This is a genomic window from Nostocoides australiense Ben110, assembly GCF_001050535.1.
In the GTDB taxonomy this organism is placed as follows: domain Bacteria; phylum Actinomycetota; class Actinomycetes; order Actinomycetales; family Dermatophilaceae; genus Nostocoides_A; species Nostocoides_A australiense.
In genome coordinates this window covers 2,203,454-2,213,385 of the sequence record NZ_HG764815.1, presented here as the reverse complement: position 1 = coordinate 2,213,385, position 9,932 = coordinate 2,203,454, and the positions used below count along the sequence as shown (strand labels likewise).

General features: G+C 68.7%; 12 protein-coding genes. 6 read left to right on the top strand and 6 right to left on the bottom strand.

The genetic code is table 11. The annotated features are described in order from the left end of the window. The coding region (locus BN11_RS10695; RefSeq protein WP_157044366.1) for a VWA domain-containing protein at window positions 1-908 on the top strand (908 nt) is incomplete at its 5' end. An 87-nt stretch (window positions 909-995) separates the two neighbouring features. On the opposite strand, the gene BN11_RS22620 is transcribed toward BN11_RS10695, so the two are convergent. Then, window positions 996-1,142, bottom strand: coding sequence for a hypothetical protein (locus BN11_RS22620; protein ID WP_157044082.1), 147 nt, complete (start codon window positions 1,140-1,142; stop codon window positions 996-998). After that, on the bottom strand, window positions 1,139-1,984 hold the full coding sequence (locus BN11_RS10690) for an aldo/keto reductase (RefSeq protein ID WP_048697486.1): 846 nt from the start codon (window positions 1,982-1,984) through the stop codon (window positions 1,139-1,141). Before BN11_RS10690 ends, BN11_RS22620 begins: the two co-directional genes overlap by 4 nt. Before the next feature lie 82 nt (window positions 1,985-2,066). On the opposite strand from BN11_RS10690, the gene BN11_RS10685 reads away from it, so the two are divergent. Continuing rightward, entirely contained in the window at window positions 2,067-3,839 is a 1,773-nt protein-coding gene (locus BN11_RS10685; protein ID WP_048697483.1) for an acetyl/propionyl/methylcrotonyl-CoA carboxylase subunit alpha, read from the top strand. A gap of 34 nt (window positions 3,840-3,873) precedes the next feature. On the opposite strand, the gene BN11_RS10680 is transcribed toward BN11_RS10685, so the two are convergent. Genes BN11_RS10680 through BN11_RS22615 form a run of 3 tightly spaced genes read right to left on the bottom strand, consistent with a single transcriptional unit; the run spans window position 3,874 to window position 4,670 of the window. Next, entirely contained in the window at window positions 3,874-4,209 is a 336-nt protein-coding gene (locus tag BN11_RS10680; protein WP_048697479.1) for a hypothetical protein, read from the bottom strand. 24 nt (window positions 4,210-4,233) lie between these two features. Then, window positions 4,234-4,443 (bottom strand): hypothetical protein, encoded by a 210-nt coding sequence (locus BN11_RS10675; protein WP_048697476.1) that lies wholly within the window; start codon window positions 4,441-4,443, stop codon window positions 4,234-4,236. Between the two features lie 59 nt (window positions 4,444-4,502). Then, window positions 4,503-4,670, bottom strand: a complete 168-nt coding sequence (locus tag BN11_RS22615; RefSeq protein WP_157044081.1) for a hypothetical protein — start codon at window positions 4,668-4,670, stop codon at window positions 4,503-4,505. Window positions 4,671-4,853: 183 nt separating this feature from the next. Between BN11_RS22615 and BN11_RS10670 the strand changes: the two genes are divergently transcribed. The 4 genes from BN11_RS10670 to BN11_RS10655 all read left to right on the top strand — a co-directional run bounded on the left by BN11_RS10670 (window position 4,854) and on the right by BN11_RS10655 (window position 8,968). Beyond that, window positions 4,854-6,605: a CocE/NonD family hydrolase gene (locus tag BN11_RS10670; RefSeq protein ID WP_048697473.1), complete on the top strand. Its 1,752-nt coding sequence runs from the start codon at window positions 4,854-4,856 to the stop codon at window positions 6,603-6,605. Window positions 6,606-6,680: 75 nt separating this feature from the next. Beyond that, on the top strand, window positions 6,681-7,193 hold the full coding sequence (locus BN11_RS10665) for a SigE family RNA polymerase sigma factor (protein WP_048697469.1): 513 nt from the start codon (window positions 6,681-6,683) through the stop codon (window positions 7,191-7,193). Next, the gene (locus tag BN11_RS10660) at window positions 7,190-8,326 is read left to right on the top strand and encodes a hypothetical protein (protein WP_048697465.1); all 1,137 of its coding nucleotides are present in this window, start codon (window positions 7,190-7,192) and stop codon (window positions 8,324-8,326) included. The genes BN11_RS10665 and BN11_RS10660 overlap by 4 nt, the downstream gene beginning before the upstream one ends. A 102-nt stretch (window positions 8,327-8,428) precedes the next feature. After that, complete coding sequence (locus BN11_RS10655) at window positions 8,429-8,968, top strand: MaoC family dehydratase (protein WP_048697463.1); 540 nt, start codon at window positions 8,429-8,431, stop codon at window positions 8,966-8,968. A 68-nt stretch (window positions 8,969-9,036) separates the two neighbouring features. On the opposite strand, the gene BN11_RS10650 is transcribed toward BN11_RS10655, so the two are convergent. Further along, window positions 9,037-9,708, bottom strand: coding sequence for a response regulator transcription factor (locus BN11_RS10650; protein ID WP_048697460.1), 672 nt, complete (start codon window positions 9,706-9,708; stop codon window positions 9,037-9,039). Between the last annotated feature and the right edge of the window lie 224 nt (window positions 9,709-9,932).

Below are 9,932 nucleotides of genomic sequence, written 5' to 3'. Positions count from 1 at the left end.
GCTCCGGCGGCAGCGGCGGGGCCGGACGCGGCCTGGCCAGCCGCTTCACGCGTGACGAAATGCGTTCGGAGATAGCCGAATTCCGTCGTGCCGTCGAGACCGAGACCCGTCGGCGCAATGCCGAGGCCCGCGGCTCCGAACGGATCGCCCGCTACGCCGTGCGCGCCCCCGTCGACCAGACCTCGTTCGTCCTCGCGGGCCCCGACAAACTCGCCGAACTGCGGCGCGCCATCACTCCTCTTACCCGCAAGCTCGCGACCCGGCTCGCCGCCCGCCGCCGGGCCGGACGCGGCGCCCCCATCGACATCCGGCGCACCCTGCGCCGCGCGATGGGGACCGGCGGGGTGCCGATGCGACCGGCATACCAGAAACGCAGCAAGAGCCGGGTCGACCTGGTGCTGCTGTGCGACATGTCCAGCTCGGTCGCGGGCTTCTCCCGCTTCACGATCCTGCTCATGCAGGCCCTGGCGAGCCAGTTCCGCCGGGTCCGGATCTTCGGGTTCGTCAACGTCGTCGACGAGTTGACGGAGACGATCGCCACCGCCGCGCCCGGCGCCGACCTGTCCGGCAATTTCTCCGACACCGCCCGAATGACCAAGTGGCACAGCAACTCCGACTACGGCACCGCCTTCCACGACTTTGCCGACCAGCACCTCGACGCCGTCGGCCACCGCACCGTTGTGCTCATCCTCGGCGACGCCCGCACCAACAACACCGACCCCGGCCTGGACGCGCTGCACACCATCAACGAGCGCGCCAAGGCCGTCTTCTTCCTCAACCCCGAGCCGGCCCGTCAGTGGTCGTCCGGCGACTCGGTGGCGCATCTCTACAGCGACATCGTCGACATGCACGAGTGCCGCAACCTCGCCCAGCTGCGCCACTTCGTCGCCAGGCTGCTACCGCTCTGAACTAACCCAGTCGAAAGTGCACGACACGCCGTTTTGAGCCCGCCATTACGGCGCGTCGTGCGCTTTCGACTGGTCCGGGGCGGGCGTCTAGGTCAGCGCGGCATACACCAGCCAGGCGACGACGATGAAGGCCACCAGCGACGAGGCGGCGACGGCGGCGGACACATAGGCCGGATACTTGCGGCGGTCCATCCCGCGCCGGGGCGGGGGTGGCGGGGGCGGAGGCGCGCTCATTGCGGGTCGCCGCTGAACTCGTCGGGGTGCGGCCCGGTGCGCATCCCCCGGTCGAGGCCGTCGATGGCCGCCAGGTCGTCCGCGTCGAGCGCGACGTCCAGGGCCGCGAAGTTCTCCGCGATCCGGGCGGGCGTCACCGACTTGGGGATGACGACATTGCCGATCGCCAGGTGCCAGGCGATGATCGCCTGCGCGGGAGTGCACCCGTGCTTCTCGGCGATGCCCCGGATGACCGGGTCATCCATGACCTCCTTGCCGGAAGCCAGCGGGCTCCACGCCTCCGTCACGATGCCGTGCTCGGCATGGAAGGCCCGCAGCTCCTTCTGCTGCAGATAGGGGTGCAACTCGATCTGGTTGAGCGCCGGCCACTCCCCCGTCCGCGCGTGCGCGGCCTCGAGATGCGCGGGCTGGAAGTTCGACACCCCGGCGGCCCGGGTGCGCCCGCTGTCGCGCAACTCCAGCAGGATCTCCCACGTCTCGGCATACAACCCGTGGGCCGGCGCGGGCCAGTGGATGAGGAAGAGGTCGACGTAGTCCATGCCGAGCCGGCCCAGCGAGCCTTCGAAGGCGGCCTCGGTGCGCCCGCGGCCCTGATCGTCGTTCCACAGCTTGGTGGTCACGAAGACCTGATCGCGCGGTATGCCGCTCGCCGCGATCGCTGCTCCCGTGCCCTCTTCGTTGTGATAGAGCCGCGCGGTGTCGATGTGGCGATACCCGTCGCGCAGGGCGATCTCGATCGCGGTGCGCGCCTCGTCGTCTGGCACCTGCCAGACACCGAAGCCGAGTTGCGGGATGGCGACGGGGCCATCGGGGGCGGACAGGTCGACTGTGGGAACCGGCATAGGACCACCTTATGACCGACCTCACCTCCCCAGGCCGGAACGAGCGGTGGCCGGATTCGGGCGGAGCGCTAGGCTCGCTCGTATGCCGATCAGCAAAGTCCTCATCGCCAACCGCGGCGAGATCGCCGTCCGCATCGCCCGCGCCTGCACGGACTTCGGGATCGGATCGGTCGCCGTATACGCCGAGCCGGACCGCGACGCCTTGCACGTCAAGGTGGCGGATGAGGCCTATGCCCTCGGCGGCAGCACCCCCGGCGACTCCTACCTGCTGCAGGACAAGCTGATCGAGATCGCCAAGGAGTCGGGCGCCGATGCGATCCACCCCGGCTACGGCTTCCTGGCCGAGAACGGCCCGTTCGCACAGAAGGTGATCGAAGCCGGCCTCGTCTGGATCGGCCCCGGCCCCGAGGCCATCGATTCTCTCGGCGACAAGGTCAAGGCCCGGCACATCGCCCTCGACGCCGACGCTCCCCTCGTGCCCGGCACCAAGGACCCCGTGAGCGGACCGGACGAGGTCGTCGAGTTCGCGAAGGAGCACGGGCTGCCGGTCGCGATCAAGGCTGCGTATGGCGGTGGCGGCCGCGGTCTGAAGGTCGCCCGCACCATGGAGGAGATCCCCGAGCTCTACGAGAGCGCGGTCCGCGAGGCCGTGACGGCGTTCGGCCGCGGCGAGTGCTTCGTCGAGCGCTTCCTCGACCGTCCACGGCACGTCGAGACCCAGTGTCTCGCAGACCAGCACGGCAACGTCGTGGTCGTCTCCACCCGCGACTGCTCGCTGCAGCGGCGCAACCAGAAGCTCGTCGAGGAGGCCCCCGCACCCTTCCTCACCGAGGAGCAGCACACCGAACTGCTGCGCGCCTCGAAGGCGATCCTCAAGGGCGCTGGGTATGTCGGTGCCGGCACCTGTGAGTTCCTCGTCGGCCCCGAAGGCGACATCTCCTTCCTCGAGGTCAACACCCGCCTGCAGGTCGAGCACCCGGTCACCGAGGAGGTCACCGGCGTCGACCTGGTCCGCGAGCAGTTCAAGATCGCCAATGGCGAGGCCCTCTCCTTCACCGACCCCGAGCCGCACGCCCACTCCTTCGAGTTCCGGATCAACGGCGAGGACGCCGGCCGCGGCTTCCTGCCGCAGCCGGGCACTGTGACGAAGATGACGGTGCCGCACGGTCCCGGAGTGCGCTGGGACGCGGGCATCGTCGAGGGGGACACGGTCGCCGGCGCGTTCGACTCGATGATCGCCAAGCTCATCGTGACCGGCGCCACCCGGCAGCAGGCCATCGAACGGTCCCGCCGGGCACTGGCCGAACTGCACATCGAGGGGATGCCCACTGTCACGCCCTTCCACCGCAAGGTCGTCGCCGACCCCGACTTCGCCCCGGCCGACCCGCAGGAGAAGTTCAAGATCCACACCCGCTGGATCGAGACCGAGTTCGACAACGACATCGAGCCGTATGCCGGGCCGTCCGGCGAGGTCCCCGAGGCGGAGGAGCGGCACAACGTCGTCGTCGAAGTCGGCGGCAAGCGCATCGAGGTCTCGCTGCCGGGTGGGCTCTCCCTCGGTGGTGGCGGCACAGTCGGTGGTGCCAAGAAGAAGGCTCCGCGCCGCTCGTCGGCGGCCAAGAGCGGGCAGGCCGCCTCGGGCGACTCCCTCACCGCGCCGATGCAGGGCACGATCGTCAAGATCGCCGTCGAGGAGGGCCAGGAGGTCGCCGCCGGCGAACTGATCCTCGTCCTCGAGGCCATGAAGATGGAACAGCCGATCAACGCCCACAAGGCCGGCACCATCACCGGCCTGGCTGCTCAGGTCGGCGCCACGGTCACCAACGGCCAGGTGCTCGCCGAGATCAAGGACTGATCCGCTTCTCGCGCCCTGGCGTGCTGGCCGGTCCTCAGCGCGCGACGGACCAGTTGACGGTCGTCGTCGCGTCGCTCTGAGTGACGATGCCGCTCCAGCCAGCACCATCGAAGTGGAAGACGGTGCCGTCATCGGGCCCGATGGGCAGACCCACCGCGCCGAGTTGGTCACGCAGGTGGCCGATCACGACCTCCGGTTCGGGGCTGGTTATCGAGATGATCCTGGACTTGCCGATCGTCCGGATGTAGGTGCCGGTTGCATTGCCGCGCACGTCGATTCCGCCGTTCTTGCCCGGCGAGAGATAGGTGACGCCGTCAGCCGACGGCAGCACGCACTGCGGCCCGCTGACCCGCGCCGCATACGGAAGCATCGTCTGGAAGGTGCCGCCAAGGCTCTACCGGGTGAGGTTGATGTCGTCGTTGCTCGGATCGAAGCTCAATGCGAGAACGGCGGAGCCGCTCGGCCGCGTCAACCGCAGGGTGTACCCGACACCCGGGAGGGTGAATCGCGACCACTTCTTGGTCGTCGAGTCGTAGGTCTGAGTGGTCTTGCCGCCGCCGAACAGGAACCTCGTCCCGTCTTCGGAGACATCGGCCAACTGCATGGTGGCGCGTCGGGGATGGTCGCAGCGATGGTGGTGCGGGCACCCGTGGGGCTGATCAACTACAAGGCGCCGGTCGGGGTCTCCAGAGCGATCCAGCCGGGCTTCGACGTGACCGCCGCGCGGTCAGCGGGGGCGACCTCGGCCTGGGCGCCCATACCGGAGCCGAATGCCCCGATCAGCGCGACCGCTGTGAGTGCCGAAGCGTGACGAAAACTGATGTGCAACATGGTTCCGCCTCCTTGAGGCGCCTGCCCGACGCAGGCGCGCAGACACCTTGTAGACGCCGGAGCTCATCCAAGAGTTGGCCCTTCCGCCAAGATGAATCCATCGACGGACTGCCGTCGTCATACTCGGGCCGGCGCGGCCCACGGGGGCCAGCCGTTAGGGTGGGCGGGCGTGAAGGGGAAGTCATGAAACGCAACGCCGGGACCGCCATCGCCCTCGCGCTGGCAGCCGTCGCGACGCCCGGACTTGTCACGTCGTCGGCCGCGGCGGGAGCGACGGGGCCGGTGGTCGTGGATGGCGCGGCGCAGCCGGTGTATGCCAGTGCTCCGCGCGACTGGATCGTCAAGGAGGCCTGGGTGACGGTTCCGGTGGACTCCGACCGCGATGGCCGCCCGGACCGCGTGCACGTCAACTACGCGCGGGCCAATGACGCCCCCGACCGGGTGCCGGTCGTCATGGCGGCCAGCCCCTACTTCACCGGGGTCAACGAGGTGCCCAACCACAACGTCGACCACGACCTCTACTACCCCGACACGCGGTGGGCACAACGCACGGATGCGCTAGCGCGCCAAGGCAATTCGGCCAACGGCTTGCACGACCCCTGGACCGCCGCATACTGGGTCCCCCGCGGTTTCGGGTGGGTCGAGGTGGAGTCGCTGGGCACCGGGACGTCGACCGGCTGCCCGACGACCGGCGGCACCAACGAGACCCTCGGCCCCAAAGCGGTCATCGACTGGCTCGCCGGGCGTGGCCACGCCGTCGATGCCCGGGGCCGCGCCGTGCGGCCGGACGGCTTCCGCGCCTCGGTGGGCATGGTCGGCACGTCCTATGACGGCACGCTGCCGAATGCCGTTGCCACCACAGGGGTTCCGGAGCTCAAGGCGATCATCCCGATCTCCGCGATCTCCGACTGGTACGACTATTACCGCTCCGGCGGCGCGGTGGTGGCGCCGCAGTCCTATCAGGGCGAGGACGCCGACGTCCTGGCCAAATTCGTTCTCACCCGGGCGAATCGGGCCATCTGCGCCCCCATCATCAAGGACCTCGGGCGCCGGCAGGACCGCCGCACCGGCGATCGCAATGCGTTCTGGCAGGAACGCAACTATCGCGCACGAGCCGGGAGGGTCACCGCGGCCGTGTATGCCGCGCACGGCCTGAGCGACTGGAACGTCAAGCCCAGCCAGGCCGGCCGGTGGTACCGCGCGCTGCGCGCCGGCGGAGTGCCGGTGAAGATCTACTGGCATCCTGGCGGCCATGGTGGCCCGCCGCCCCAGCGTGAGCAGAATCGCTGGTTCACCCACTTTCTCATGGGTCTCGCCAATGGTGTCGAACGCGAGCCGCACGCGCTCGTCGAAACCGTCGACGGCAGCCTGGAGCGGTATGCCGACTGGCCCGTGCCCGGCAGCCGGCCGCGCACAACATCGTTGTCGCAGTGGCTAATTCCCGGCCAACCCCAGACCGTTACCCGCCTGTCGTTCCGCGACGACACGGCATACACCCTGCTGGGCGGACAGCTTCCCAGGCGCGGGCGGGGGCTCGTGTTCACGAGCGACCCGCTGACCGAGCCGACCCGGCTGTCCGGCTTCGCGAGAGCCGACCTGCGGATCAAGCTCGGCCAACCGAACGCCAATGTCACCGTCGGCATCGTCGAACTCCCGGGCGGCGCCTTCTCGCCGCTGGTCACCATGGGCTGGACCGATCCGCAGAACCGCCACGGCGAGTGGCGCACCGAGGCCGTCACGCCCGGGGAGTGGATGAACGTGGACGTGGACCTCGAGGCGAGCGAGCACGTCTTCCAGGCCGGCTCCCGCATCGGGATCGTCGTCATCCAGAGCGACCACGAGTTCACCATCCGCCCCCCGATGGCCAAGACCATGACGCTGGACACGCGCTCCAGCACCATCACCCTCCCGCTGACCCGCGCCCTGCCGAGATAGTTCCGGGACGAGGCAACCTTTCAGCGCCGCGGTCCGTGTACGCCGGTGACCGATGAGAAAGGAAGGGCGAGCGCGATGTTCGGACCTTCGAAGGCCACCCGCGATGCGGAGTTCACCGCGTTCGTGGCCTCGGCGCAGCAGCCGCTGCTGCGCATGGCCTACGCCTTGACCGGCGAGGCCGAAGCCGCCCGGGACCTGGTCCAGGAGGCGCTCACCAAAACGTATGTAGCGTGGGGTCGCATCCGCAGCGACGAGGCCATGGCCTACACCCGGCGCATCATCGTCAACCAACGCATCGACACCTGGCGCAAGACCCGCAAGGAGACGGTGACCGACACCCTCCCCGACACCGCAGTCGACTCTCGCGAGGGCGTCGCCGACCGGCGTGACACCCTGGTGCGCGCCCTGGCCGCCTTGCCCGAGCAGCAACGCAAGGTCGTCGTGCTGCGCCACTACGCCGACATGAGCGAGGCGCACGTCGCCGACACCCTCGGCATCTCCCGGGGCGCCGTGAAGTCCGCGGCCTCTCGCGGGCTTGCCGCACTCCGACAGCACGCGTCCAGCACCGAGGAAGGACTGCTGCGATGAGCACCGACCAGACCACCTTCGACCCGGCCGTCCAGGATCAGCTGCACACCGAGCTGTCGTATGCAGATCTCCCCGGGTTCGACACCGAACTGCTTCTCGCGCAAGGACATCGCGCCGCCCGGCGACGCACGATGAGCCGCGTGGCCGGCGCCACTGCCGCCGTGGTCGCCCTCGCGATCGGCGGGTATGCCGTCGCCGGCAACCTCGGCCTCGGCAACGGTTCCACGCCCCCGGCGACAGGCACAAGCACGAAGGTCGACGCGACGCCGGTGACCGCCAAACTCGAGCCGGCGACCTCGCTCGCGGAGAACGGACAGACCATTGATCCGGGCCGCTACGGCCGGCTCGCCGTGACCTGGGACCCGGCACCGAAAACGGCCGGTTCGGACCTGACGTACTCGACCTATGCGGAGGACGGCACTCTGACCACGATCGGCGGCTCGAGCACTCAGGGGCTCGCTCCCAATGCCGTCTCGTGGGGAACTTCGGGCCCGGACAGTCACGTGATCGTCGGTGTGCTGCCACGGTCAGCACAACGCTTCTCCGTCGTGCTCCCCCAGGACCCCCAGGGCGGGCACAGCTCGACTTCCGCGCAGAGCGCACTGCCCGGATCCCCGTGGCAGGCGTTCGGGGTCTTCTTCGCCGACGGTGGCGACGTGGATCGGATCGTCGACATCCTGTGGCAGGACACGTCCGGGCGGATTTTCGACAAGGACGGATCGGAAGTGCCGTCAGTCTCGTTGGGAGACAAGGCCGGTTCGCGGGTTTACCTGGCGCAGCGAGCCGGAGTCATGGGGATCTTCACCGCGGACGGCGACCACACCTCCTCGTGGCTGGATGACACGGACGGTGCTGCGCGCCTGCATCCGGTCCTCGACATCGGACGCGGCTCGGCCGCCACGATGGACGGGTTCTTCGCCATGCTCGTCCCCGCCGGGTCGAGCAAGCCACAGCTGACGCCGGGCGCCAAGGTCCTCGGCGCCGACGATCCGACGATCACCCCGATCCCCGGGAGCGGCCAGGCCGTCCTGTGGGCGCACTACACCGCCACCGGGACCTCATCCGCACCGTCGTTCACCACGATCAGCTGGGTCGGCCCGGACGGCACGCCGGCCCGGGTGACGAAGTACTGAGCCTGTGAGGGAACCCACCACCGGCCGGCCTCCCCCGCGCGAGGCCGACCGGAGAGGATGGGAACGGCATACCCACAGCACGCACGAAGGAGTGGACGCAGCATGCAGTTCGGACGCAGCTACGAGGAGTTCGAGGTCGGCGCGACCTACAAGCACTGGCCCGGCAAGACGGTCACCGAGTTCGACGACCACCTGTTCTGCCTGCTGACGATGAACCACCACCCACTGCACATGGACGCCCATTACGCCGAGGAGACAACGCAATTCGGCAAGAACGTCGTCGTCGGCAACTACGTCTACTCGATCCTGCTCGGCATGTCCGTGCCGGACATCTCCGGCAAAGCCATCGCCAACCTAGAGGTCGAGTCGCTGCGGCACGTCGCTCCGACCTTCCACGGCGACACGCTCTATGGGGAGACCACCGTTCTCGACAAGTGGGAGTCCTCGTCCAAGGACGACCGGGGCGTGGTCTATGTCGAGTCCATCGCCTACAACCAGGACGGCAAGGTCGTGTGCATCTTCCGCCGCAAGGTGATGGTGCCCAAGGCGAACTATCTCGAGGCCCGTGGCGGCGAGCAGCCGGGCCGCCCGGTCCCGCAGCCGGACAAGAACTGGCCCGGCCCCGAGGCTGCCGAGAAATAGCCCTGCTGCGTCCAGCGCGTCCGCTCACCTGGCTTCCGACTACGGGGAGCAAGACCCGCCCGAGAAGCTCAGCGCGCCGGGTGCAGACGCTCGGGCGCCTGAGGGGCCAATCCGTGCTGGACGCCCCAGAGGACTGCCTGGCTGCGGCTGCTGACGCCCATGCGGCGGTAGGCACTGCGGATGTAGGACTTGACGGAGTTGATCGATAGGTAGGTCTGGCGCGCAATGTCGTTGTTGGACAAGCCCGTTGTGATCAAGGCGATGATCTCGGACTCGCGGGCGGTCAATCCCGCCTCGCGGCCGGGCCAATCCCCGTTCGTGGGCGAGTCTGCGTCGCCATCGCCCGGCGGGGCGGGGGCGTCGGGCACGACGTACTCACCGGACTTCACCCTCCGCAACTGCTCGATCAGTTCCGCGGTCGAGAGCGTCTTGCTCACGTAACCGTGCACGCCGCGCTCCATACCCGCCGCGACGGCATCCGGATCGAGATTCCACGAATAGAGCACGACACGCGCGACATCGGGATCGGCGAGCACGTCGTCGATGTGCGAGGAGGCCCCGTCGGGCGACTGGGCAAAGGTGTCGAAAAGGGCGATGTCGACGGGGCGGCTCACGCTGGTCTTGACGTTGTACTCGACGACCTCAACTTCGTCGGAGTGCGATTCGAACATGCGGCCGAGGCCCTTGACGACCACTTCGTAGTCGTTGACCAAGGCCACACGGATCCGACGATCGTCCATGTCACCTCCTGATCGTAGCGCCCCCGGCACACAGGGACGGATAACGCAATGAGAACCTGCAATCCATCCTAAGGGTGTCCCCGTAGGGGCGCGGTTTGCGTGACACCATGGCGCCATGAGCGAGGAGCAGAAGACGGCGGACAATCGGGCCCGGCAGACGACCGAGGAGTTCCGCGCCTTCGTCCAGACGGGTTGGGCGCCGCGCGCCGACGCGCGCCCCCGCC

Coding starts and splice junctions, on each gene's coding strand:
- BN11_RS22620 (WP_157044082.1), bottom strand. CDS start 1,142: ATGAGCGCGCCTCCGCCCCCGCCACCCCCGCCCCGGCGCGGGATGGAC.
- BN11_RS10690 (WP_048697486.1), bottom strand. CDS start 1,984: ATGCCGGTTCCCACAGTCGACCTGTCCGCCCCCGATGGCCCCGTCGCC.
- BN11_RS10685 (WP_048697483.1), top strand. CDS start 2,067: ATGCCGATCAGCAAAGTCCTCATCGCCAACCGCGGCGAGATCGCCGTC.
- BN11_RS10680 (WP_048697479.1), bottom strand. CDS start 4,209: ATGCTTCCGTATGCGGCGCGGGTCAGCGGGCCGCAGTGCGTGCTGCCG.
- BN11_RS10675 (WP_048697476.1), bottom strand. CDS start 4,443: ATGCAGTTGGCCGATGTCTCCGAAGACGGGACGAGGTTCCTGTTCGGC.
- BN11_RS22615 (WP_157044081.1), bottom strand. CDS start 4,670: ATGTTGCACATCAGTTTTCGTCACGCTTCGGCACTCACAGCGGTCGCG.
- BN11_RS10670 (WP_048697473.1), top strand. CDS start 4,854: ATGAAACGCAACGCCGGGACCGCCATCGCCCTCGCGCTGGCAGCCGTC.
- BN11_RS10665 (WP_048697469.1), top strand. CDS start 6,681: ATGTTCGGACCTTCGAAGGCCACCCGCGATGCGGAGTTCACCGCGTTC.
- BN11_RS10660 (WP_048697465.1), top strand. CDS start 7,190: ATGAGCACCGACCAGACCACCTTCGACCCGGCCGTCCAGGATCAGCTG.
- BN11_RS10655 (WP_048697463.1), top strand. CDS start 8,429: ATGCAGTTCGGACGCAGCTACGAGGAGTTCGAGGTCGGCGCGACCTAC.
- BN11_RS10650 (WP_048697460.1), bottom strand. CDS start 9,708: ATGGACGATCGTCGGATCCGTGTGGCCTTGGTCAACGACTACGAAGTG.